Origin of the sequence: Stakelama portus, assembly GCF_003171655.1 — a bacterium.
GTDB classification, from domain to species: Bacteria; Pseudomonadota; Alphaproteobacteria; order Sphingomonadales; family Sphingomonadaceae; genus Sphingomonas; species Sphingomonas portus.
The window spans coordinates 52000-75337 of sequence record NZ_QFZL01000008.1 but is presented as its reverse complement, the minus strand read 5'-3'; the positions used below and the strand labels follow the sequence as shown (position 1 = coordinate 75337).

Sequence of the window (23338 nt, the reverse complement as noted above, 5' to 3'; positions counted from 1 at the left end):
GTCACTCGGCGTCGTCTTCGTCCTCGCCGCTTTCGTCGACCTGCTCGCCCAGCGTTTCGGGGCCGGTGCCGTCATCGACCGTCAGGCGATCGCGCGGTTCGTCCCCGGCATTTTCGGTGCGTTCCTCGGCCACTGCTTCTTCGGCGGCGTTTTCGGGCTCTTCCTCTTCGTCGATCTTGGCGGCCGAAACGACATGTTCGCCGTTCCCGACGCGGAAGATGGTGACGCCCTGGGTATTGCGTCCGGCGATGCGGATATCGCCCACGGTGGTGCGGATCAGCTTCGCCTGATCGGTGACCAGCATCAGCTGCTCGCCATTATGTGCGGGGAAGCTGGCCACGACCGGCCCGTTGCGGTCGGACATCACGATATTGGTAATGCCCTGACCGCCGCGATTGGTGCGGCGATATTCATAGGCGCTGGTGCGCTTGCCATAGCCGTTCGCAGTGACGGTCAGCAGGAACTCCTCGGCTTCCTCGAACTCGCGCATCCGTTCGGCGTCGAGCGTCACTTCGCGGTCGCCTTCCTTCCACGGCGCAGCCTTCAGATACGCGTCGCGCTCTTCGGTGCTGGCGGTGAAGCCGGCAAGCACCGACAGCGAGATGACTTCGTCGCCTTCGCCCAGCGAAATGCCGCGAACGCCGGTCGAGCTGCGGCTCTGGAATTCGCGCACGTCGGTGGCGGAAAAGCGGATCGCCTTGCCGTTGCGCGTGGCGAGCAGCACATCGTCCGATTCGTCGAGCAGCGCGACGCCGATCAGGCGGTCGTCGCTATCCTCGTCGAACTTCATCGCGATCTTGCCGTTCGACGGCACGTTGGTGAACGCATCCATCGAATTGCGGCGCACGGTGCCGCGCTGCGTCGCGAACATCACGTGCAGCTTGCCCCATTCGGCTTCGTCCTCGGGCAGCGGCAGCACGGTGGAGATGGTCTCGCCCGCCGCCAGCGGCAGCAGGTTGACCATCGGCCGCCCGCGCGTGGCGGGTCCGCCTTCGGGCAGCCGCCACACTTTCAGGCGATAGACCTTGCCCGCAGTGGAGAAGAACAGCACCGGCGTGTGAGTGGACGTGACGAACAGGTTCGAGATCGCGTCCTCGTCCTTCGTCGTCATGCCCGCGCGGCCCTTGCCGCCGCGCTTCTGCGCGCGGAACGTGTCGAGCGGGGTGCGCTTGATATAGCCCTGCATGGTCACGGTGACGACCATGTCTTCGCGCTCGATCAAATCCTCATCGTCGATTCCGTCGGCGGCGGCGGCGATTTCGGTGCGGCGCGGCGTCGCGAACTGATCGCGCACCGCGACCAGTTCCTCGCGCATCACTTGATACAGCTTCACGCGGTCGGCCAGGATCGCCAGCAGCTCGGCGATGCTTTCGGCGAGCTTCGCCAGCTCGTCGCCGATCTCGTCGCGGCCCAGCGCGGTCAGGCGGTGGAGGCGCAGATCCAGGATCGCGCGGACCTGCAGGTCGCTCAGGCGATAGGTGTCGCCTTCGATCTCGGTCTCGACCGCTTCGACCAGCCGGATATAGCCTGCGATTTCGGCGATCGGCCATTCGCGTGCCAGCAATGCCTCACGCGCGGCGGCGGGGCTGGAGGAGCCGCGAATGATGCGGACGACTTCGTCCAGATTGGTGACGGCGATCACCAGGCCGAGCAACAAATGGGCGCGTTCGCGCGCCTTCATCAGCTCATATTTCGACCGCCTTGTAATGACTTGCTCGCGAAACTTCACAAAAGCTTCGATGATTTCGCGCAGGTTCAACAGCTCGGGACGGCCGCCGCGCACCGCCAGCATATTGGCGGCGAAACTCGACTGCGCGGGCGTGTGGCGCCACAGCTGGTTGAGCACCACTTCGGGTGTCGCGTCGCGGCGCAGGTCGATGACGATGCGCACGCCTTCACGGTTCGATTCATCGCGAATATCGCTGATGCCCTCGATCCGCTTTTCCTTCGACGCTTCGGCGATCTTCTCGACCAGCGCGTTCTTGCCCTGCTGGTAGGGGATTTCGGTCAGCACGATCGACCGACGGTCGCCGCGCTGTTCGATGTCATAGCGGCTGCGCACCATGATCGAGCCGCGGCCCGAGGCATAGGCCGAGCGGCAGCCCGAACGCCCCAGGATCATCGCGCCGGTGGGGAAATCCGGGCCGGGAACGATTTCCATCAATTCTTCGGCAGTGATCGCGCCATTTTCCATATAGGCAAGGCACGCGTCGATCACTTCGCCCAGATTGTGCGGCGGAATATTCGTCGCCATGCCGACGGCGATGCCGCCCGCGCCATTGACCAGCAGATTGGGGAATCGCGCCGGCAGCACCGACGGCTCCTCGCGCGAACCGTCATAGTTCGCCTGAAAATCGACCGTGTCCTTGTCGAGATCGTCGAGCAGCGAATTCGCCACCCTGGCCAGCCGCGATTCGGTATAGCGCATCGCGGCGGGCGGATCGGGGTCCATCGAACCGAAATTGCCCTGGCCGTCGATCAGCGGGACGCGCATCGACCAGTCCTGCACCATGCGCGCCAACGCGTCGTAAATCGCGCTGTCGCCGTGCGGATGGTAATTACCCATCACGTCGCCGACGATCTTCGCCGATTTGCGATAGGGCCGCCCGGCGACATAGCCACCTTCCTGCGCCGCATAGAGGATACGGCGATGCACCGGCTTCAGCCCGTCGCGCACATCGGGAAGCGCGCGGCTCACGATCACGCTCATCGCGTAATCGAGATAGCTGGTCTTCATCTCATCAACGATGGAGATCGGAGTAATGTCGGAGGGGTCCGCGAGGACGGTCTCGTCGGTCAAAAGACAGGACTTTCTGGAAGTGTTTCGTTCGTGTGAAACGCACTAGCGACTGGGGCAGGGGATGCCAAGCCCCGCGCGTACGCGCACGCGTGCGCGCGAGGAAACACAGTCACCCGCGCGATCGGCCGATTGGTCGGCGTGCAGCGATCGGAACTGGCGCGGGCGATGTCCGCGATACCTGCCTGATATACGGGTTCCGTGATCGCGCCGGGGGTCACGGATCGATTTCGGCGCCGTCCCAGGCAAAGATGCGCCCGCTGTCCTTTGGCTTCAGCGCTTCGATGACATCGAGCAGTTGCAGCGCCGCGCGTTCGGTGTCGAACAGCTGCCCCGCCGGAACATTGGCCTGAAACGGCTTCGACAGCGCAGTATCGACCGTGCCGGGATGCAGGCCGACGACGATCGCGCGGTCGCTGTGGCGCTTCGCCTCGATCGCGATATTGCGCAGGAGCATGTTGAGCGCGGCTTTCGACGCGCGATAGCTGTACCATCCGCCCAGCCGATTGTCGGTGATGCTGCCCACGCGCGCAGACAGCGCCGCCAGCACCGGCGTCCCGGTTCGCGGCATCAACGGCACGAAATGCTTGGCGACCAAAGCCGGGCCGACGCTGTTCACGGCGAAATTGCGCAGCATCCATTCGGCGTCCAGATCCTGCATCGCCTTTTCGGGGCCTTGGTCCGCATCATGGAGCAGCCCGGTGGCGACCAGTATCAGCGTCGGCGCGGGGCCACGTCCCACCCGTTCCGCCGCGGCGGCGATGCTGGCTTCGTCGGTCAGGTCGATATGGCGCTCGCCCGAAAGGCTGCGCGCGAAACGGTGCACGGCGGCGAAAGTGTCTTCCTGCTCGATCGCATCGGCCAGTGCCGCGCCGATGCCGCCCGATGCGCCGATGACGACTGCCGCGCCCTGGCTCATGCGCGACTGAACCGCCAGCTGGTGTCGCTGCTTTCCTCGGGATCGAACCGATAGCCGTCGGTATCGAAGCCCTTCATCGCTTCGATATCGGTGATCATATGCTCGCACATCCATCGCGCCATCAGCCCGCGAGCCTTTTTGGCGTGGAAGCTGACAAAGCGCGGCCCGTTGGGGCCGGGCTCGCGGAAATCGACATCGATGACGCGAATCGATTCGGGCAGCCTGCCCTGCGCTGCCTTCCAATATTCCTGGCTGGCGAGATTGAGGACGATATCCGATCCTTCCTCGCGCAATTCCTCGGCAATGCGGTCGGCGATCCGGTCCTGCCACCAGTCATAGAGTGTCTTCGCCCGGCCCGGCGCCCAGCGCGTACCCATTTCGAGACGATAGGGGCGCATCGCGTCGAGCGGGCGCAGCAGCCCGTACAGCCCGGAAAGGATGCGGACATGATCCTGCGCAAAGGCGATGGCGGGTTCGTCCAGCGTGCGCGCTTCGAAACCGGTATAGACGTCTCCGGCAAAGGCATAGAGCGCGGGCCGTTCGTCCTGATCGGCAAAATCGGCGTATCTGCGGGCGTTCAGATCGGCCAGCTTGTCCGAAATATGCATCAGCTCACTCAGCTTCCGGCGCGACAGCCGCGCTGCGCCGCGCGCCAGCGTCAGCGCTTCTTCGGCGAAATGCGGCTGCGACGGGGTGACCTGAGGGAACCCGGTTTCATAATCGAGCGTCTTAGCGGGCGACAGGAGGGCAAGCATCGCCTGCCGCCTAGCGTCGCGCGCGGGGAGGAGTCAAAAGCCTTGATGGCTTGTGGTTCAAATGAGGCGGTTCAAATGAGGTTCAGCCCGGCGATGCGATACACGTGTCTGGGCGGTTGCGCTTGAACGGCGCCGCGCTGGTGGATACAGCGTGCCCCGCTATGGCCCCCAAAGCCGGATGAGGAGAGTTTCAGTATGAATTTTGTTTCCAGGTTCGCGGTCGCCGCAGCACTCGGCGTGAGCGTCGCTGCCATCAGCGTTTCGCCAGCCAATGCGCAGCGCAATCGCGGCGGCGAACAGGAACAACCGCAGCTCGAACTCAGCCGCGAATTCCGCGAACCTGCCGCCAAGGCGCAGGAGCTGATCGCCGCCAAGAAGTTCGACGAAGCGGAAGCGCCGCTGTCGCAGGCCGAAGCAGTCGCGCAGAGCGATGACGAAAAATATTATGCCAACTGGATGCGTTTCCAGCTCGAACTGGGTCGCGGCAACGATGCCGGCGTAGTGCCCGCGCTCGATCGCCTGCTCGCCAGCCCGAAGCTTCCGGCGGCAAATGCCCCCGTGCTGAATTATGAGCGCGGGCGCCGCGCCGTGCTGGCCAAGGATTATGCCACGGCGCTGCCCTATCTGCTGAAGGCGCAGGAACTGGGCTATAATCAGGCCTCTTTGCCGCTGCTGATCGCCAGCTGCTATTTCCAGCTGGACAAGGTGGACGAAGGCGCGGCTGCGCTCGAGCGCGCGGTTGTCGCGGAAAAGGCCGCAGGTAACGTGCCCCCGGCCGACTGGTATCGGCTCGCAATTTCCAAGCTCTATAATTCCGGCGATACGGCCGGCACATCCAAGTGGCTGATGATGGAGCTCCAATCCTATCCGACGGTTGAGAACTGGCGCCGCACGCTGTTGATCTTCCGCGAGAAGAATCAGCTGACCAATCGCCAGAAGCTCGACCTGTATCGCCTGCTCGGCGCTGCGGGCGCGCTCGCCGACGAGAGCGAATATCTGAGCTATGGCGACGCGGCGTTCAATTCGGGCCTGCCCTGGGAAACCAAGGCTGCGATCGATGCGGGCCGCGCGGCGGGCACCATTCAGGCCAGCACCGCCGAATTCAACGAGCTTTATACGCGCGCCAATACCGCGATCCGCAACGAACGCGCGCTTTCGGCCTATGAAAGCGAAGCGGCAAGTGCCGCCGATGGCCAGGCAGCCGCACAGACGGGTGACGCCTATCTCGCCTCGGGCGATTATGCCAAGGCCGTGGCGCTGTATCAGATGGCGCTGCAAAAGGGCGGCGTCGACGCCAACGAAGTCAACCTGCATCTCGGCGTCGCGCATGCCAAGGCGGGCGATCTCGCCAGCGCGCGGACGAGCTTCGACGCCGTCACCGGCGGCGGTCCGATCGGCGATCTGGCGAAGTTCTGGACCGTCTGGCTCGATACCCAGGGCAATGCCGCGCCGGCGGCTGCCGCTCCGGCGGAGCCCGCTCCCGCGCAATAAGCGGGCGGCATATCCGAACGATATCGGGGCGGGGCGGCATTGGCCGCTCCGCCCCTTTGCTTTGCCGGACCGTGGAGCGATCCGGCGATCGGCGGATCAGTCGATCTGGACGGGAACGCCCGGCATTTCCTTCGACGTGCGGATCGTCAGCGACGTCTTCACGCTTTCGACATTGGGCGCGGTGGTAAGCCGCGTCGTCAGGATGCGCTGAAAACTCTGCAGATCGGGGGCGACGATCTTCAGGATGAAGTCGATCTCGCCGTTCAGCATATGGCATTCGCGCACTTCGGGGATATCGGCGACGAGCTGTTCGAACGCCCGCAGATCGCTTTCCGCCTGGCTGCGCAGGCTGACCATCGCGAAGACGGTCAGGCCATAGCCCAATGCTTCCGATTCGAGCGCTGCGTGATAGCCGCGAATCACACCTTCCTGTTCCAGCGCGCGCACGCGTCGCAGGCAGGGCGGGGCGGTAAGCCCCACGCGTTCCGCCAATTCGACATTCGTCATGCGGCCGTTTTCCTGCAACAAAGCGAGAATGCGCATGTCAATTTCGTCGAATCGCATTCATAAAACTCCCTGATACGCACGGATCGTTCCGCAGCGCGGGGGCGATCCTAATAATATTACCCGCGAACGCAATTGTCCCACATTGCTACGTGCCGAAATGGGCTGTTCCGCCCTCTCCACCACGGGGTTAAGAAAAACTTACCGGTCGCGCGTTCCTGGCGGCCAAAGGGGATGAATGCGTGCGCTTCGACGATACTCTGGAGACGGTACTCGCCGGAGACTTGACGACGCCCTATGGCAGGCATTCCGCATGGCGCCAACTGGTTGATCTTATTGGACGTCGGCGGGTGCCGCCGGATTCGCGCGCACTGACCGTCCTCAATGCGATTCGCAACGAAGTCCCCGCCAATATCCGTGCGGCATCGGCGCGGGGACTCGAATATGCCGAACCGCCCTTTGCGCTGGTCAGCATTTTTTGCGTCGACGAAATCTCGGTGGCGGCCCCGGTGCTGCGCGCGGCACGGCTTTCCTCTTCGGAATGGATCAGTCTGTTGCCCGAAATGTCGTCGGCCGCGCGATCGGTGCTGCGCAACCGCCGCGACCTGGGACCGCCGGTAAAGCGCGCGCTCGAAGCCTTCGGTCCGGCCGATTTCGTGCTCGCCGACGGGACACCGGCTGCCGCCGCACCGGCACAGCCGGAACCCGATCTTGCCGAACCGATGTTCGAGACGGGCGAGAATGATACACTGTTGGACGAGGATGCGGTTGCCAACGCGCCCGAACCTTCCGTATCGCAACCGGTAATGGATCCGGCGCCCTATCCCGATATTCTTCAGGCTCAGCCCGAAGCGGGCGTTGCGGATCCGTGGCCGGAGGAAGATGTGATCGCGTTGCGCTCGCTCACCCCGCTGACCGAGAGCGCAAAGCCCCTTGCTTCGCCCGAGGCGGAGGACGCAGCGGAAGGCGTGACCGATTCGCCGCCTGCCGAGCAGCAGGCGGAAGCGGAAGCGGAAGCGCCTGAACCCGCGCCGATCGCCGACAGCACCGTCGCGACGGTAGCGCCGGACACCGAAGCGGTGGCTGCCGAAGCAGCTGCCGAACCTGCCGAGAGCGAATTCATCGAGCATGTGCCGCCGGTACGCGACGCCTATCCGACGTCGGACATGCATTTCGATCCGCTGCCTGCGCCGTCGGCGATCGCGCCGCCGGTCTATCCCGAAGATGCGGGGCTCCCGGCCCCGGCGACGCTTGTCGAAGCGGCAGTCGCAGCCGATCTTTCGCCTGCGGCGGCGGAAGAGGATCTTTCCTTCGTGGCGCTGGCCGGTTTCGCGACCTCGCTCGCGGTGCCGGAGCGTGAGGCCGCGGCCTTTGACAAGCCCCAATCGCCCGATCGCGAGGATGGCCCGGCGCATCAAAGCGGGACAATGGCGACGCCCGTCCTCAGCGAGCCGGTTGCGGAGCAAGCGGCGGAAGCGGAGGACGTCGCCATGAGCGAAGATCTTCTGGTCGAAGAGCGGGTCGTCGAAGCAGCCCCTGCCGATTCCGCGCCGGATGCCGAAGCGGGCGAGGGGCCGTTCCAGATTTCCGAAGTCGTTGCGCGGATCGATGCCTTCTGGCGCCGGCAGCAGGACGAAGTGCGCGAACCGCGTCCGGTGCCGCGTCCGACCGGCTTCCGGTTCGAAACCGATGCCAAGGGCGTGATCCGTTGGGTCGACGGCGTTTCGCGCGCGCCGCTGGTCGGACTCTCGCTCGATCAACAGGGGATTCCCGGCGCGGCGCGGATCGACGCCATTGCCGCGGGGGCGTTCCGCCGCCGCGCGGGCTTTGCCAATTCGCGCCTTGTCATCGACGGTGACAGCGACGCCGCCGGCGACTGGCTGATTTCGGCGATTCCGGTGTTCGATTCGTCGAGCGGGCGCTTTTCGGGCTATCGCGGCACGGCGCGTCGGCCGCGCCCGGACGAGCGCGCCGAGCCTGCGGTCCCGCCATCGAGCCCCGCCGATTCGCTGCGCCAGCTGGTGCATGAATTGCGCACGCCGACCAACGCGATCGCCGGCTTTGCCGAAATGATCGAGACCCAGATTCTCGGTCCGGTCGCCGAACCCTATCGCGATCGCGCGGGCGTGGTGCGGACCCAGGCAAAGGAATTGCTGGGCGCGATCGACGATCTCGACCTGGCGGCACGAATCGAAAGCCAGGCGCTGTCGCTCGCGCCGGGCAAGGTGGCGCTGCGCCCCCTGCTGGCGGGTATCGCCGACGATCTGTCGCAACTTGCCGAACTGCGCGGCGCGTGCATCGCGCTTCCGATCGACGATCTGGCGGTGACCGGGGATCGCCGCGCAGTCGAACGGCTGTTCGCGCGGCTGATGGCGACGCTGGTTTCGGCAAGCGGCGAAGGCGAGCGCGTCGGCGTTCGCAGCAGCGTCGACGGCGACGATGTGCTGGTGACGTTCGAACGCCCCGCCGCACTGGCCGACTATCAGGGCGAATCGGTGCTGGGCATCGATGATGAAGGCAGCGACGCGGCGTTGCTGGGCACCGGATTCGCGCTGCGCCTTGCCCGCAATCTTGCCCGCGAGCTGGGCGGATCGCTTGTCATTGAGGCGGATAACCTGACCTTAAGACTTCCTGCTGCAGATAATGAAGCCATGGGGCAGGCACATCTCAGCTAATGGCGACGGCACAGCAAATGACGGTGTCGTCTTTCGAAGAAGAAGCAAGTCAGTATCGGTTTGCAGCGCCTTGTGCGTCCGCAACGATTGACTGGCCGGAAAGCTTCGGAACACGATTTACTCTGTTCGTCGATACCGAAGAGGAATTCGACTGGTCAGGACCGTTTCGCCGCAGCGCGCGCGACACGACGGCGGCGGCGGCGCTGCCGGAATTTCACCAGCGATTCTTCGAACGGGAAATCCCGGTCGCCTATCTGATCGATCACCCGATCGCGACCGACCCCGCCGCGATCGACGCGATGCGCGCGCTGCTGGAAAGCGATCCGCGCTCGACTGTCGGAACCCAGCTGCATCCCTGGGTCAATCCGCCGTTCGAGGAGCCGGTAAGCGAACGCAACAGCTTCGCCGGCAATCTGCCCCAATCGCTCGAAGCGGCCAAGCTGACCAATCTGACCGAGACGATCGAGCAGACATTCGGCATCCGGCCGATCATCTATCGCGCCGGTCGCTACGGGCTTGGCCCGCATACGCTCGGCATGCTCGAGGCGTTGGGCTATCGCATCGACAGCTCGATGCGCGCCGCCTATGATTTCCGCCATATTCAGGGGCCTGATTACAGCGCGGTGGGCAATGACGCATTCCGCACAGGACCGTCTGGCTCGCTGATCGAATTGCCGCTCACGACTGTCTTTACCGGGCACGCGCGCGGTGCCGGGCGATGGCTCCATCCGCTGGCACAGCGTATGCCGTTCGGCGGCGCGCTTGCGCGGCTGGGCATGTTGTCGCGCATCGCGCTGACGCCCGAAGACATGCCGCTCGACGAAGTGATGGAAGCGATTCGCGTCGCGCTGGGCGAGGGGGTTCGCGTCCTCAACTTCTCCTATCATTCGCCCTCGCTGGTGCCCGGCCACACGCCCTATGTGCGCGACGAGAGCGATCTCGCCGAATTCCATCGCTGGTGGGATTGCGTGCTCGACCTGCTCGACCGGCTGTCGGTACGCCCGGCCTCGATCGACGATCTCGTCACCGCCGCCGAACCGGCACCGCAATCCGGCTTGCCCACGGCATAATTCCTCCGCTATCGGAGCGGCGCTGGGGGCCTGTAGCTCAATTGGTTAGAGCTGGCCGCTCATAACGGCTAGGTTGCGGGTTCGAGTCCTGCCGGGCCCACCAGCCGCAGCGGATTGCCGCAGCGCACATCAGCGCCTAAGCGGGCGAATGTCGGGGAGTAGCGCAGTCTGGTAGCGCGCCTGCTTTGGGAGCAGGATGTCGCAGGTTCGAATCCTGTCTCCCCGACCATTCCGCCGCGTGTCTTCGTCTCCATCGCTGCCGCGAGGCCATGCAAAAGGGCCGCGGAGCGTGCTCCACGGCCCTTTCGGATTACGATCGAACCGCGATCAGCGGGTTTCTTCGTCGATTTCGTTTTCGGTCGCGTCGACGCCATTGTCGATCGCCTGGCCGGTTTCGTCGAACGCTTCGCCCACTGCGTCGGCGGCGTTGTCGGCGGTGGCTTCGATATCCTCGCCGATCGCGTCGGCTGCCTGGCCGGTCTTGTCCTGGGCATTTTCGCTGCAGGCCGCGAGGCCGGTCAGCGAAAGCGCCGCGGCAAGCGGAATCATCATCGTGCGTTTCATGGCTTTTCCCTCCGTTTCGTCGTGAAATTGTTTCGGGGCCAACGCCTTGGCTCTATCGCGGTTCCACCGCGGCCAGGATCGTGCGCCAGTCGATCAGTTTGAAATTCTGCGGCTCGCCGTCATTATCGTCGTCCTGCGTCACCACCAGTCCGCGCGGATAGGGGCCGACACGTCCCCCCAGCGCGTCGATGCCGTCGGTGCCGCTGACCCCGTCGACGCCGTTCGCCGCAACCACCCGGAACCGGTTGAGATAGGCCGGCGTGCCGCCGTCCAGCCGCCACACCGCAAAGCCACTGTCCCCCTGGCTCGATACCAGCAGATAGCGCGCATCGCCGTCGACAAGCACCGTGACTCCCTCGACATCGGCGACCAGCTTGTCCGCGCCGACCGGCTCGACCAGCGTGCGCGCGCCGGTATCGCCCAGCCGATAGCGCCACAGGCCGACATTCTCTTCGCCGATATAGAGGTCGCCCGACGCTTCATCGATCGCACAGCCTTCGGACTGCGATCCGACTGCGAACCGGTCGACTTCCGCACCGGTCATCGCCGTGCCGCTCCCGCTGACGGCATAGATGCGCACGCCGCCATCCTTGGCGACGAGCACCGCCAGCATCCGCCCGTTCCAGCGTCCCATGCAAAAGCCATAGGGCTCGGCGACGTCGGACCGGATAAAGCCTGCCGGAACCAGCTCGCCCGAACCGGCATAACGATAGAGCGCAACGCCCATCCGCCCGCGATCCGACGCGGCGGCAAGGAAGCCGTTGCCGTCGGGCAGCAGATCGACATTGTTGAGTCGCCCGTCGGGCAGAAACTGCAGCGCGGCGCCATCCATGCCATAGACATAGAGGCCGGCTTTCTTGTCGGTGCCCAGGATCAGTGCCTCGACCGGTTTGCCCTGAAAGCTGGCCGTGGTTCCGACGGGCGCGGCCCAGATCGCCGGATCGTCGGCGGCATCCTGACCCACCGAAGACCCCACCGGCGTGGTTTCGGCGGCGGCGGAAACCGCGACTGCCGGAAGCATCGCCGCCGGTCGCTCGCCGGCGGCGCATCCGCCGAGCATGATCGTACCCAATGCGGCAACCAGGCCGCTTCGTAACGCTAGTGTCATATTAGTTTCATCCCCCCGAAACGCACGGCTGCGAAGCGCGCGCCACACATACAGGGGGAATCCAATGATCACTAGATTCGGAATGCGCTCGCGGCTCATGGCCGGGGCGATGCTGCTGGCGCTACCTGCGACGGCCTGGGCAAGCGACGTTACCGGCATCGTCACCGACGCGTCGGGGACCGCGTCGCTTCAGGGCGCCGAAGTCACGATCGTCGAACTGGGACGCACCACCCAGGCCGATTCGCACGGCTATTACAGCTTTTCCGATGTCGCGCCCGGCACCTATACGCTGCGCGCGCGCTATCAGGGCGCGCCGCTGTTCGAAACGCGGATCGTGGTTCCCGAAACCGGCGAACTGACCGCGGACATCGTGCTCGGCACCGACAGCGAGATTCTCGTCGTCGGCCAGCGCGCCAATCTGTTCAGCGCGCTGCAGCGCGAACGCGCCGCCGATGGTGTTTCCAGCGTGGTGACGCGCGACGCGATCGGCCAGTTCCCCGATCAGAATGTCGCCGAATCGCTGCGCCGTCTGCCCGGCGTCAACATCCTCGACGATCAGGGCGAGGGGCGTTTCGTGTCGGTGCGGGGTCTCGATCCCAATCTCAACAGCTCGTCGGTCAACGGCCTGCGCCTGCCGTCGCCCGAATCCGACGTGCGCGAAGTCGCGCTCGACACGGTTTCGAGCGATCTGATCGAATCGATCGAAGTGAAGAAGTCGCTGACCCCCGACATGGACGGCGACACGATCGGCGCTTCGGTGGAAATCCACACCACCAGTGCGTTCGATCGCGAAAGCGACCTGTATACGGTAAAGGTCGAAGGCAGCTATAACGAGCTGCGCGACACGCTGACGCCCAAGGGCAGCATCGATTTCGCCACGCGCCTCACCGACAATTTCGGCATCGCCGGCGGCTTTTCCTATTATCAGCGCAAATTCTCGACCGACAATGTCGAAACCGGCGGCACGTGGGACACGGCGAACGGCGTCGATTTCAACGAAGAGGTCCAGTATCGCGATTATGATGTCGAACGGAAGCGCATCGGCGGCACGCTGTCGCTCGACTGGCGCCCCAGCAGCACGACGACGCTGTATCTGCGCGGCATCTACACCCAGTTTGACGATCACGAATATCGCAACCGGCTGACGATCATTTCGAACGGCGACCCGGTTTCGGGAACCGATGACAGCGCGCTGTTCCAGCCGAGCGGTTCGAGCTCGCGGATCGAAGTGCGCCGCGACCTCAAGGACCGGTTCGAAAGCCAGAAGGTGCGCACGATCACCTTTGGCGGCGAAACCCAGACCAATGGCTGGCACGCCACCTATCAGGCCGGCTGGGCGCGCTCGAGCGAAAGCGAGCATGGCTCGCTCGATCCCACGCGCTTCCGCGCCCGGTTCAACAGCGGCGTCGACATCAATTTCGACTATTCGAACCCGCATGTTCCGGCGTTTGCGCTCGTCAACGGTGCCGACCGGTTCACCGATCCCGACAATTACAGCTTCAATCGCATCGAACGCACGGCGCTGTCGGATTCGGTCGATCAGGAATGGTCGCTCCGCGGCGATCTGGCGCGCAGCTTTGCGATGGATGGCGGCGAATTCACGGTGCAGGGCGGCGTCAAGTCGCGCTGGCGGGTGAAGCGCTATGACTTCAACCTCGAATATTATGGCGATTATAACGGCCCGCTCGGCTTCGCCGATCTGGTCGGCAATCCCTCTTATGGCCTGGCGGACATCTATCCCGCGTTCGACTGGGGCAAGACGCACGATTTCTATTACGACAATCCGGGCGATTTCGAACTGGATACCGAGGAATCGGGCTTTGGCTCGGCCGAAAGCGACTATCGCGCCAAGGAAGACGTGCTCGCCGGCTATTTGCTCGGCCGCTGGGACAGCAGCACGCTGCGCGCGATCGGCGGCGTTCGCATGGAACGGACCTTCAACCGCCTCAACGGCAATTTCGTCCAGCTCGAAAACGACAATTGCGCGCAGGAAGTCTGCGTCGATCCGGTCCAGTTCACGCGCAGCTATACCGACTGGCTGCCCAGCCTGACGCTGCGTTTCGAACCGCGTTCGGGGCTGGTGCTGCGCGCAGCGGGCTATCGCAGCCTGATGCGTCCGAACCTGTCGGACATGGCGCCGCGCTTCCTGATCAATGACGATAATGAAGCCGAGCTGGGCAATCCCGATCTCAAGCCCTATCATGCGTGGAATTTCGACGCTGCGGTCGAATATTATTATGCCGCCAACGGCGCGATCTCGGTCAATTTCTTTTACAAGTCGATCAAGGACTTCATCGTCGATTCCACCTCGTCACAGGGCGGCATCTATAACGGCATGGCCTATGACTCGATCGACAAATTCCCGATCAACGGCGAAACCGCGAACGTCACCGGTGTCGAATTCAGCTTCAGCCAGGTGATGGATTTCCTGCCGGGCCCGCTCGACGGCCTGCTCTTCCAGTTCAACTATACCTTCACCGACGCCAAGGGCGATGTGCTGACCGATGGCGAGCCCACCGATCCGCGCGAAATCATGCTGCCCTCTTCATCGCGCAACACGTTCAACGCGGTTGTCGGCTATGAAAACGGTCCGCTGAGCCTGCGTCTCGCCGGCACCTATCGCGACAAATATCTGGACGAAGTCGGCGCCGAAGCGGCGGAAGACCGCTATGTCGACGATCATTTCCAGCTGGATCTGACCGCCAAGTTCAAGGTGACGCGCAACATCCAGATCTATGCTGACTGGATCAACATCAACAATGCGAACTATTTCGCCTATCAGAACTATAATGGCCGCCAGCGCCTCCTTCAGTATGAGGAATATGGCTCGACCGTGAAGTTCGGTACGCGGATCAAATTCTGATCGCGACTGCTCCGCCGCCATGCGCGGCGGGGCAAGGGCTGCCGGTTATTGGGGAGGCGCTCCGCAAGGGGCGCCTCCTTGCGTTTGCAAGCGATGCTCTGCGGGCGGGGCGCGTCCCTGCGCGCGGTACGGCGCCGCCATGCGTCGAAAAAAGCGGGGCAGGGGCACGCGTCCCCGGAAAAGCCGGATGCCCGGCAAAGCAAAAGGGCGCCCCCCGATATGGGAAGCGCCCTTCGCTATCTCGGTCCCGATCCCTTGCGGGGTCGGGGCGCCAATTACATGGCGTTGTCTGCAACCGCGTCAGCAGCTGCTTCCGAAGCGTCCGCAGCGTTCTCGAACATGGCTTCGGTCGATTCGTTGGTCGCTTCGTCCGCCATGTTTTCATACATCGCAGCGTTGGCTTCCTGGCTGTCGATCATGTTTTCGGCAGTCGTGTTTTCCGCAGCCGGCTGGCATGCGCCAAGCATCATCAGGCCGGCGGCAGCAGCGACAGTGAGGACCTTCTTCATCTGGTTTGCTCCCATTTGAACTTCTATTTCGCACCCGGCCCGAATGCCGTCGCGAAACTCGCCCAATAGCGTGCACTGCGGTCGCGTCAATCGTAAATTCATCTTACAGTAAGCTTCGACCGCAGATTTCCGCCGATTCTGATCATTTCGCGTTGCACCAGAAAATATCGCTCCGCTCTGGGACAGGTGGCGGATCGTTGCGCTTGCGAATCACTCGGCGTCCGCGACGGGGCCGATCGCTTCGGGCGCGTTGGCGACGACCGCCAGCATTGCCGTCCATGCCGCGACATTCTGGCGAAGCTGTTCGGGATCGATCTTGTCGAGCGTGTCGTCGGGCGTGTGGTGCAGGTCGAAATAGCGGGTGCCGTCCTGATCCAGATCGATCACCGCCGTGCCGTTGCGCGCGAATTCGCCGACATCGGCGCCGCCGCCTGCCTTGCCCGACCCGGCGACGATGCCCAGCGGGGCGAGCGCCGCCGCGACGCGCTTGCCGACCGCATCGGCGTCGCCGGGAAGGTTCGTCGTCACGCGCCACACCCGGTCGGCGCCGAAATCCGATTCGCTGACCAGCACCACCGGATCGCTCTTGTGCGCCTCATAATAGGCATCGCCGCCGAACACGCCGACTTCCTCGGCCCCGGCAAACAGGATGCGGATCGTACGGCGCGGCTGCCCGGCCTCCATGATGTGCCTGGCCGCCGCGGCCACGATGCCGCAACCGGCGGCATCATCGATCGCGCCGGTGCCAAGATCCCAGCTGTCGAGATGGCATGCGATCAGCACGATGCCCGCATCGGGATCGCTGCCGGGCACTTCGGCGATGACATTGCCCGATTCCTGCATCCCGCTGTCGCGCGGCGTCAGCGTCAGATGCAGCCGCACCGGCTGGCCGCGTTCGAACACGCGTTCCAGCTGCTCGGCATCGGGCACCGAAAGCGCCGCGGCGGGGATCGGCGCCACGCCCTCGGCGAAATTGGTGCCGCCGGTGTGCGGCGTGCGATGGCTGTCGGTACCGATCGACTTGATGATCATCGCCACCGCGCCCTTTTGCGAGGCGAAGCTGGGGCCGACAAAGCGCGCCGCGCCATTGGCGCCATAGCCCGAGCCGTCCTGAGTCGGCACCATGTCGTTGCTGACAAAGACGATCTTGCCGCGGATCGCCTCGGCCGGTGCCGCCATCATTTCGGCAAAGGTCGGGAAATAGACGACTTCGGCTTCGATTCCCTCGGGCGGCGTCGCGGCCGAGCGGCCCAGCGCGGTCAGCGTCAGCGCCTGGGGGAAGGGGGAGACGATATGCGCGGTTTCGACGCCGCGTTCCCATACCGGCATCTGATAGGTTTCGATATGGACATTGGCAAAGCCCATGCCCTTCAGATGCGCCTCCGCCCAGCTGCGTGCGCGCGCCTCGGCCTCGGTTCCGGCAAGCCGCGGGCCGACTTCGGTGGTCAGCCCCTCGACCAGATCCCATGCATATTCGTCCTGCAACGCCGCGTCGCGCAGTGCGGAAACATCCGCATCGGGCACGATCGGCATTGTCTGCGCATGCAGGGTGGCGGGAAGGGCGAGGGCGGCCGCGGCCGCGAGGAGGAGGTGCCTGTTCATAATGCGATTGCTAACCGCCGCTGCCGGCTTTGCCAATCGCCTTGCCCGGGCTTCTTCACCGCGTTGCACAAGTTGGGGCGGGGCGCTACATGCGCGCCTGACTTTCCTGCACTTGCATTTTCGATCGGAGAACACGCCCGTGTCCGCCCAATACGCCTTCGTCATGAAGGACATGACCAAGACCTTCCCCGGCGCGCCAAAGCCCGTGCTCGCCAACATCAACCTGCAATTCTATCAGGGCGCCAAGATCGGCATCGTCGGCCCGAACGGCGCCGGTAAATCCACGCTGATGAAGATCATGGCGGGCATCGACACCGAATTTTCGGGCGAGGCATGGCCGGGTGAGAACATCACTGTCGGCTATCTGCCGCAGGAACCGCATCTCGACGCCAGCAAGACGGTGCTGGAAAACGTTAAGGACGGCGCCCGCGACATCGCCGACATGGTCGATCGCTTCAACGCCATCTCGGCCGAAATGGGTGATCCCAAGGACGATACCGATTTCGATGCGCTGATGGAGGAAATGGGCGTCCTTCAGGAAAAGATCGACGCCGTCGATGGCTGGACGCTCGACAACCAGCTCGAAATCGCGATGGAAGCGCTGCGCTGCCCGCCGGGCGACTGGCCGGTCGAAAGCCTGTCGGGCGGTGAAAAGCGCCGCATCGCGCTCACCCGGCTGCTGATCCAGAAGCCGTCGATCCTGCTGCTCGACGAACCGACCAACCATCTCGATGCCGAAAGCGTCGAATGGCTCGAAAACCACCTCAAGGAATATGCCGGTGCGGTGCTGATGATCACCCACGATCGCTATTTCCTCGATCACGTGGTCGACTGGATCCTCGAGCTCGATCGCGGAAAATACTTCCCGTACGAAGGCAATTATTCGACCTATCTGGAAAAGAAGGCCAAACGCCTCGAACAGGAATCGCGCGAGGAATCGGGTCGTCAAAAGGCGATCAAGGACGAACTCGAATGGATTCGTCAGGGCGCCAAGGGCCGCCAGACCAAGTCCAAGGCGCGTATCGCCAAGTTCGAACAGCTGCAGGACGCGCAAAAGGATCGCGCGCCGGGCAAGGCCGCGATCGTCATTCAGGTGCCCGAGCGTCTGGGCGGCAAGGTGATCGAGGCGAAGAACATCAGCAAAGCCTATGGCGACAAGCTGTTGTTCGAGGATCTGTCCTTCATGCTGCCTCCGGGTGGCATCGTCGGCGTGATCGGCCCCAACGGCGCGGGTAAATCGACGCTGTTCAAGATCATCACCGGTCAGGAAACCCCCGACAGCGGTGAAATCGACATCGGCCCCACGGTCCATCTCGGCTATGTCGATCAGAGCCGCGACGATCTGAATCCCAAGCATAATGTCTGGGAAGAGATTTCGGACGGCCTCGATTATGTGAAGGTCAACGGCCACGACATGTCGACGCGCGCCTATGTCGGCGCCTTCAACTTCAAGGGCCAGGACCAGCAAAAGAATGTCGGCAAGCTCTCGGGCGGTGAACGCAATCGCGTCCATATGGCCAAGATGCTGAAAAAGGGCGGCAACGTGCTGCTGCTCGACGAACCGACCAACGATCTCGACGTCGAAACGCTGGGCGCGCTCGAAGAAGCGATCGAGAATTTCGCCGGTTGCGCCGTGGTCATCAGCCACGATCGCTTCTTCCTCGATCGCCTCGCCACGCACATCCTTGCGTTCGAAGGCGACAGCCATGTCGAATGGTTCGAAGGCAATTTCGAAGCCTATGAAGAGGACAAGCGCCGCCGCCTGGGCGACGCCGCCGATCGCCCGACGCGACTGGCGTACAAGAAACTTACCCGCTGATCGCGCGGCGCGGGCGGACCCGTTTCCGCCCGCGCCATACGCCTGCGCCATCGCGAAAACGCACCCCGCCGCGAACCACCGGCGGAACGAAAGCGCTCGCGGGCCATTCTGCCCCTGTACCAATTCAACAGGGGAGTATGCGTAATGCTTTGGACTATCATCGTAATTTTGCTGGTGCTGTGGTTGCTCGGCTTGCTGGGCAGCGTCGGCGGATCGCTCATCCACTTGCTGCTCGTCGTCGCCGTAATCGTGCTCGTCGTACAGCTGGTGCGCGGCCGCAGAGTATAGGGCGCGCAATCAGCGCAAAGCCACGAAAGGCGGCGGGGAAACCCGCCGCTTTTTTTTGTTGGGGAGGGGCGGTGGTGGGTGGAAAATGGGCCGGTAGCCGACTGGCAGGTTTTAGGTGATGATACGTGAATAGCCGCCATCATAAGTCGATCTATTCCGGCGGCGCTCGGATGTATGTACCCCCCCCTCGCTGTTGGGAGGCCTAGCACGAGATCATCCTATGCTGCGGACGTAAGCACGAGCGGCTTGCGAGGTGCAGCCCGGGCACTCTACCTTCGGCAAATGAACGAGCCTAAGCGACATCATTGGTGGCCCGAGATCCAGTCAGCGCAATGGGCGGGAGCAGACGGCATGCTGCATGTTGTGCGCGCCGACGGCACGACCTTCCGCGCACCGCCCTCTAAGGTTGGCGTCGAAGGCGAGCTCTATACCCGCCTCGACCCGAGTGGCGCTAAGGATCGCGACATCGAGCGCTGGTTTTCGCGCGAGATCGAGACACCATTCGCGGGTGCGCTGACCCGGCTGTTGACGCTAACTGGCATCGAGCGACGCAAGTTCCCCGGACGCGGCGATCCGGTCCGGCGCAAGGAGTTGCAGGAGCTGGGCTTCATCGTCGGCGACTATGACGAGCGGATGCCGCTGACCGCACCGGTCCGCACCACAATCGCTAATTACCTCGCGGCGCTGATAGTTCGCAGCCCGACCTATCTGACCAAGCTCACCGACTGGCATCAAGCCAATAACGGCTCGGGCGACCTCCCCGTCGGCCCCGCGACCTTTCGCGGCTTCGCACTCGAAAATATGCTCTATCTGTACAACGTCTATCGCGAGGCGATTGCGGGCGGATATATCAATCTGATGATCGCGGATTGCGACCGTGAGTTCCTATTCGCGGATGGCGGCGTGACGGCTGAGGAGCCGTGGAGCCAGCGTCCGATGCCGTTCCACCTTTATGCGCCGCTGACCCCCAAGCTGGCGTTCAACGTGCTGCCGTTGCCCGATGCCTATACCGGCGGTCTATGGATCTCGCGGATTAATGCGCGCGGCGTCGCCCGTTACAACCGCATGATGCTTGCCGATGCCAAGCGCTTTGTCTTCACAAAATCACCGCCGCCGCTCGCCTTCATCACTAGGCATTTCGGGGTGTCGGCGCCGTCGCCAATCGGATGGCGCTGGATCAATGGCAAACTGGAGACGAAATACGACCGGAGCCGTGACCGATCACTATAAACCTGAGCGCGCGAGAACTGCCACTGACATTGATTTTCAGTCAATGGAGTCGGAAAGCGACTGTCTGCTTTTTGGGACGGGCAGAGTTAAGCGCGAACGCCTACATTGAGGGCGCCAACCCGCCGCCTCGCAATTCCCCTGTCCTACACGCCCCCGTCACGCTACCCCGTCGCTGGAATCGCGGTTCTCGCATGCGCACGCGCGCGCGCTACGGTGCGACCATTGCGAACTTTGCACGGAAATCCGTGGGTTTCCGAGTGTCGTATCTTCGCGCTGGTACGATGCGTATTGCGGGGTTAATACACGGGAACTCAAATTGACTGCGCCGCCCACGGGCGCCCTGTTGGAGATAGGCTGAACCCATGTTCTCGATCCTCCTCGCGCTCGCCATGCCGCACGCCGCACCCCCGGTTCAGGACGATCCCGTCGTTCCTCGGGTCGACGGCACCCATGTCCAGCAAGGGGAGGTGTGCTGGGCGCTCACGCATAACGGCACGGTGCTCGGCGCGATGTTTCAAAAGATCGTGCCGCTCGAAATGGATGGCGAACCGGCCTGGGACATCGTCACGCATCAGCGGCTTTCGGGCGGGGTGTTCGACCTGCGCGACCATGTCGTCGTCCGCCAGTCCGATCTGACGCCGATGGCGTTTGACAGCGTCGACGCGGTGAAGGCGCGGATGAGCGGTCAGCTGCACATGATCCGGCTGCGCTATCGCGGCGGCACGGTCGATGGCTTCCGCATGGCGAAGGGCGAAACCGACGCGATCCATGCCGATGTTCCCGATCCGGTGTGGGACGGCAATTTATGGGGCATCCCGTTCGGCGCGATCGTCGGGTTGAAACAGGGGGAAAGCTATACGCTGCCCATCTATCAATATGATGACGGGGTCGGCGCCTTCACGCTGAAAGTGACCGGATCGGAAACGGTGGAAACGCCCGATGGCCCGGTCGAGGCTTGGACGATCGACGCAGGCACATCGCCGGAACGTCGCACCACTTATCTGATCGCCAAGGAGGATGGGCGCGAACTGGGTACGCGCGCGCCGGGCGGGTTCGGCTCGATGCTCGGCGGCGATTGCTCGGGCTTTGCCGAAGCGACCCGGCCCGCCGCGCCGGAGGGCACCGACGCGCCGGGCGATGCGCCCGAAGCAGTCGAGGAACCGGCAACGCCAGCTAGCGACGACTGACGCGCACGCGCCGCGCCGGAACGTTACGCTCCGTAATGCTCTGCATCGGGCGGAACGCTCCGGCGGACGGCGGTTATTGGGCGGGCAGGGGCTCGTCGAGCGGCTGTTTGCGCTCGGGCGCCTTGCCGAGCAGGCTGACGATCACGATCGCGGCCATGGCGGCGGCAAAGCCCGGAATGATCTCGTACACGCCTTCGCCGCCCAGGAAGCTGGAATTCCAGCCCATCGCGATCCACCAGATCACGACGCCCGCGCCGATCACCAGACCCGAAACCGCGCCAGCGCCGGTCATCCGTTTCCAGGTAAGGGCAAGCAGGATCAACGGCCCGAAGGCGGCGCCGAACCCGGCCCAGGCATTGGAAACGAGCTGCAACACTTCGCTGTCGGGATCGAGTGCGATGACTGCCGCGACGACGGAAACCAGCATCACGCAGATGCGGCCGACCGTCACCATTTCCTTCTCGCTCGCCTGTTTGCGGAAGAACAGGCGATAGAAATCCTCGGTCAGCGAGCTGGATGCGACCAGCAGCTGCGACGAAACCGTGCTCATGATCGCGGCGAGCAGCGCGGCGAGCAGGAAGCCGGTGATCAGCGGATGGAACAGCAGGTCGGCCAGCACGATGAAGATCGTTTCGGGATTGTCCATCGGGATACCGTTGCGCTCGATAAACGCCCGACCGGCAATGCCGACGCCCAGCGACCCGATCAGCGACACGCCCATCCAGGTCATGCCGATGTTTCGCGCCGTCGGCACTTCCTTCAGCGAACGGATCGCCATGAAACGGACGATGATGTGCGGCTGGCCGAAATAACCCAGGCCCCAGGTGACGGCGGACAGAAAGCCGATGAACGTCACCCCCGCCGTCAGGCTGAGGAAATCGGGATCGACATTGTGCAGCGCCCGCGTCATCGGCCCGACGCCGCCTTCGCCCATCGTCGCGACGATCGGCATCAGGATAAGCGCCACGACCATGATGCAGCCCTGCACAAAGTCGGTCAGGCTGACCGCGAGGAAGCCGCCGAACATGGTATAGGCAAGCACGACGCCCGCCGTGATCCAGATGCCGAAGGCATAGTCGCTGGCCCCGATCATTTCGGGAATGCTGCCGAACATCCCGGCAAAGCTGGTCTGGAACAACAGGCCGCCGCCGACCAGACTGGCGGCGGAATAGACCGCAAAGAAAATCACGATCACCACCGCCGAAATCACGCGCAGCGGAATCGCCTGGGTCGGGAAACGGCGCGAAAGAAATTCGGGGATGGTCAGGCTGTCATCAAGCTCTTCGGTCTGCTGGCGCAGCCGCGGCGCGACGACGAGCCAGTTGACGAAAGCGCCGATGAACAGGCCGATGCCGATCCATGCTTCCGAAAGTCCGCCAAGATAAAGCGCGCCGGGAAGCCCCAGCAGCAGCCACCCCGACATGTCCGAAGCCCCGGCGGAAAGCGCGGCGACGGCAGGCGGAAGCTGACGACCGCCAAGGAGATACCCCTCGCTGTCGTCGGTCGATTTGAGCCAGGCATAAACCCCGATGCCCAGCATCGCGATGAAATACACCGCAAGGCTGATGATGATTCCTGTCTGCATGGCCGCGGACGTAAGGGGGTTCGTCGCGAAAGTCACCCCGCCCGCCGGAGAAACCCATTAACTTGCGGCGATCCGCCGTGCGTCGAAGCAATGTTTCAGACGGTTGCGCGCTTCTCGAATATTGTGAAATTCTCTGTCGGGGCATCGGATATGTCGATTTCATCGACCCGCGCGTTTTCCGGACCTTGCCGACATTGGGCGATCATGCGTTCGATCGCAGTCTCGTCGCCCTGCGCAACGATTTCGACCCGACCGTCGGACAGATTTCGTACCCATCCGACCAGCCCCAGCCCGCGTGCGGTCGCCACCGTCCAGTCACGAAAGAACACGCCCTGGACCCGGCCCGAAACAAACAGGTGGCGCGCGATCACC

The 23338-nt window shown here is 63.6% G+C and carries 18 protein-coding genes and 2 tRNA genes; 10 read left to right on the top strand and 10 right to left on the bottom strand.

The window, feature by feature from the left end; translation table 11 throughout:
• Position 1: 1 nt before the first annotated feature.
• From gyrA to yaaA, 3 genes are all read right to left on the bottom strand, one after another.
• Complete coding sequence (gyrA, locus tag DKB74_RS17265) at positions 2-2800, bottom strand: DNA gyrase subunit A (protein ID WP_109809438.1); 2799 nt, start codon at positions 2798-2800, stop codon at positions 2-4.
• Between the two features lie 214 nt (positions 2801-3014).
• Entirely contained in the window at positions 3015-3716 is a 702-nt protein-coding gene (locus tag DKB74_RS17260; protein WP_109809437.1) for an SDR family NAD(P)-dependent oxidoreductase, read from the bottom strand.
• Positions 3713-4471 (bottom strand): peroxide stress protein YaaA, encoded by a 759-nt coding sequence (gene yaaA, locus DKB74_RS17255; RefSeq protein ID WP_109809436.1) that lies wholly within the window; start codon positions 4469-4471, stop codon positions 3713-3715. Before yaaA ends, DKB74_RS17260 begins: the two co-directional genes overlap by 4 nt.
• A gap of 195 nt (positions 4472-4666) precedes the next feature.
• Between yaaA and DKB74_RS17250 the strand changes: the two genes are divergently transcribed.
• The gene (locus tag DKB74_RS17250) at positions 4667-5962 is read left to right on the top strand and encodes a tetratricopeptide repeat protein (protein WP_109809435.1); all 1296 of its coding nucleotides are present in this window, start codon (positions 4667-4669) and stop codon (positions 5960-5962) included.
• A gap of 96 nt (positions 5963-6058) precedes the next feature.
• On the opposite strand, the gene DKB74_RS17245 is transcribed toward DKB74_RS17250, so the two are convergent.
• Positions 6059-6526: an Lrp/AsnC family transcriptional regulator gene (locus DKB74_RS17245; RefSeq protein WP_109809434.1), complete on the bottom strand. Its 468-nt coding sequence runs from the start codon at positions 6524-6526 to the stop codon at positions 6059-6061.
• A 182-nt stretch (positions 6527-6708) separates the two neighbouring features.
• Here DKB74_RS17245 and DKB74_RS17240 point away from each other — a divergent pair, with 182 nt between their 5' ends.
• The 4 genes from DKB74_RS17240 to DKB74_RS17225 all read left to right on the top strand — a co-directional run bounded on the left by DKB74_RS17240 (position 6709) and on the right by DKB74_RS17225 (position 10440).
• Entirely contained in the window at positions 6709-9141 is a 2433-nt protein-coding gene (locus DKB74_RS17240) for a sensor histidine kinase (protein ID WP_109809433.1), read from the top strand.
• A gap of 17 nt (positions 9142-9158) precedes the next feature.
• Entirely contained in the window at positions 9159-10211 is a 1053-nt protein-coding gene (locus tag DKB74_RS17235; RefSeq protein ID WP_239987582.1) for a polysaccharide deacetylase family protein, read from the top strand.
• Between the two features lie 26 nt (positions 10212-10237).
• Positions 10238-10314 (top strand) — tRNA-Ile (locus DKB74_RS17230).
• Between the two features lie 49 nt (positions 10315-10363).
• A tRNA-Pro gene (locus DKB74_RS17225) sits at positions 10364-10440 on the top strand.
• A 98-nt stretch (positions 10441-10538) separates the two neighbouring features.
• Here the strand turns inward: DKB74_RS17225 and DKB74_RS17220 are convergent.
• Both DKB74_RS17220 and DKB74_RS17215 read right to left on the bottom strand, forming a co-directional pair.
• Positions 10539-10775 (bottom strand): hypothetical protein, encoded by a 237-nt coding sequence (locus DKB74_RS17220; protein WP_109809432.1) that lies wholly within the window; start codon positions 10773-10775, stop codon positions 10539-10541.
• Positions 10776-10827: 52 nt separating this feature from the next.
• Complete coding sequence (locus tag DKB74_RS17215; protein ID WP_109809431.1) at positions 10828-11883, bottom strand: phytase; 1056 nt, start codon at positions 11881-11883, stop codon at positions 10828-10830.
• A 64-nt stretch (positions 11884-11947) separates the two neighbouring features.
• Here DKB74_RS17215 and DKB74_RS17210 point away from each other — a divergent pair, with 64 nt between their 5' ends.
• A complete protein-coding gene (locus tag DKB74_RS17210) occupies positions 11948-14746 on the top strand; it encodes a TonB-dependent receptor (protein WP_239987581.1) in 2799 nt (932 codons plus the stop codon).
• Positions 14747-15021: 275 nt separating this feature from the next.
• On the opposite strand, the gene DKB74_RS17205 is transcribed toward DKB74_RS17210, so the two are convergent.
• Both DKB74_RS17205 and DKB74_RS17200 read right to left on the bottom strand, forming a co-directional pair.
• Positions 15022-15345, bottom strand: coding sequence for a hypothetical protein (locus tag DKB74_RS17205; RefSeq protein ID WP_239987580.1), 324 nt, complete (start codon positions 15343-15345; stop codon positions 15022-15024).
• 120 nt (positions 15346-15465) lie between these two features.
• The gene (locus tag DKB74_RS17200) at positions 15466-16857 is read right to left on the bottom strand and encodes a M20/M25/M40 family metallo-hydrolase (RefSeq protein WP_109809429.1); all 1392 of its coding nucleotides are present in this window, start codon (positions 16855-16857) and stop codon (positions 15466-15468) included.
• Positions 16858-16996: 139 nt separating this feature from the next.
• Between DKB74_RS17200 and ettA the strand changes: the two genes are divergently transcribed.
• The 4 genes from ettA (at position 16997) to DKB74_RS17180 (ending at position 21381) form a co-directional block, all read left to right on the top strand.
• A complete protein-coding gene (gene ettA / locus DKB74_RS17195; RefSeq protein WP_109809428.1) occupies positions 16997-18676 on the top strand; it encodes an energy-dependent translational throttle protein EttA in 1680 nt (559 codons plus the stop codon).
• A 144-nt stretch (positions 18677-18820) separates the two neighbouring features.
• On the top strand, positions 18821-18964 hold the full coding sequence (locus DKB74_RS17190) for a lmo0937 family membrane protein (RefSeq protein ID WP_109809427.1): 144 nt from the start codon (positions 18821-18823) through the stop codon (positions 18962-18964).
• Positions 18965-19315: 351 nt separating this feature from the next.
• Positions 19316-20194, top strand: coding sequence for a DUF4238 domain-containing protein (locus tag DKB74_RS17185; RefSeq protein ID WP_239987579.1), 879 nt, complete (start codon positions 19316-19318; stop codon positions 20192-20194).
• A 362-nt stretch (positions 20195-20556) separates the two neighbouring features.
• Positions 20557-21381 (top strand): DUF3108 domain-containing protein, encoded by an 825-nt coding sequence (locus DKB74_RS17180; protein WP_109809425.1) that lies wholly within the window; start codon positions 20557-20559, stop codon positions 21379-21381.
• A 73-nt stretch (positions 21382-21454) separates the two neighbouring features.
• Here DKB74_RS17180 and putP read toward each other — a convergent pair whose 3' ends face one another.
• Both putP and DKB74_RS17170 read right to left on the bottom strand, forming a co-directional pair.
• Positions 21455-22966 (bottom strand): sodium/proline symporter PutP, encoded by a 1512-nt coding sequence (putP, locus tag DKB74_RS17175; RefSeq protein ID WP_109809424.1) that lies wholly within the window; start codon positions 22964-22966, stop codon positions 21455-21457.
• A 95-nt stretch (positions 22967-23061) separates the two neighbouring features.
• Positions 23062-23337: an acylphosphatase gene (locus tag DKB74_RS17170; RefSeq protein ID WP_109809423.1), complete on the bottom strand. Its 276-nt coding sequence runs from the start codon at positions 23335-23337 to the stop codon at positions 23062-23064.
• Between the last annotated feature and the right edge of the window lies 1 nt (position 23338).

Excerpts from the sequence above, each read along its gene's own strand:
- DKB74_RS17190 (WP_109809427.1), top strand. The coding sequence starts at position 18,821 with ATGCTTTGGACTATCATCGTAATTTTGCTGGTGCTGTGGTTGCTCGGC.
- DKB74_RS17260 (WP_109809437.1), bottom strand. The coding sequence starts at position 3,716 with ATGAGCCAGGGCGCGGCAGTCGTCATCGGCGCATCGGGCGGCATCGGC.
- DKB74_RS17185 (WP_239987579.1), top strand. The coding sequence starts at position 19,316 with ATGCTGCATGTTGTGCGCGCCGACGGCACGACCTTCCGCGCACCGCCC.
- DKB74_RS17220 (WP_109809432.1), bottom strand. The coding sequence starts at position 10,775 with ATGAAACGCACGATGATGATTCCGCTTGCCGCGGCGCTTTCGCTGACC.
- DKB74_RS17245 (WP_109809434.1), bottom strand. The coding sequence starts at position 6,526 with ATGCGATTCGACGAAATTGACATGCGCATTCTCGCTTTGTTGCAGGAA.
- DKB74_RS17210 (WP_239987581.1), top strand. The coding sequence starts at position 11,948 with ATGATCACTAGATTCGGAATGCGCTCGCGGCTCATGGCCGGGGCGATG.
- putP (WP_109809424.1), bottom strand. The coding sequence starts at position 22,966 with ATGCAGACAGGAATCATCATCAGCCTTGCGGTGTATTTCATCGCGATG.
- DKB74_RS17180 (WP_109809425.1), top strand. The coding sequence starts at position 20,557 with ATGTTCTCGATCCTCCTCGCGCTCGCCATGCCGCACGCCGCACCCCCG.
- DKB74_RS17250 (WP_109809435.1), top strand. The coding sequence starts at position 4,667 with ATGAATTTTGTTTCCAGGTTCGCGGTCGCCGCAGCACTCGGCGTGAGC.
- DKB74_RS17235 (WP_239987582.1), top strand. The coding sequence starts at position 9,159 with ATGACGGTGTCGTCTTTCGAAGAAGAAGCAAGTCAGTATCGGTTTGCA.
- yaaA (WP_109809436.1), bottom strand. The coding sequence starts at position 4,471 with ATGCTTGCCCTCCTGTCGCCCGCTAAGACGCTCGATTATGAAACCGGG.
- DKB74_RS17215 (WP_109809431.1), bottom strand. The coding sequence starts at position 11,883 with ATGACACTAGCGTTACGAAGCGGCCTGGTTGCCGCATTGGGTACGATC.
- DKB74_RS17200 (WP_109809429.1), bottom strand. The coding sequence starts at position 16,857 with ATGAACAGGCACCTCCTCCTCGCGGCCGCGGCCGCCCTCGCCCTTCCC.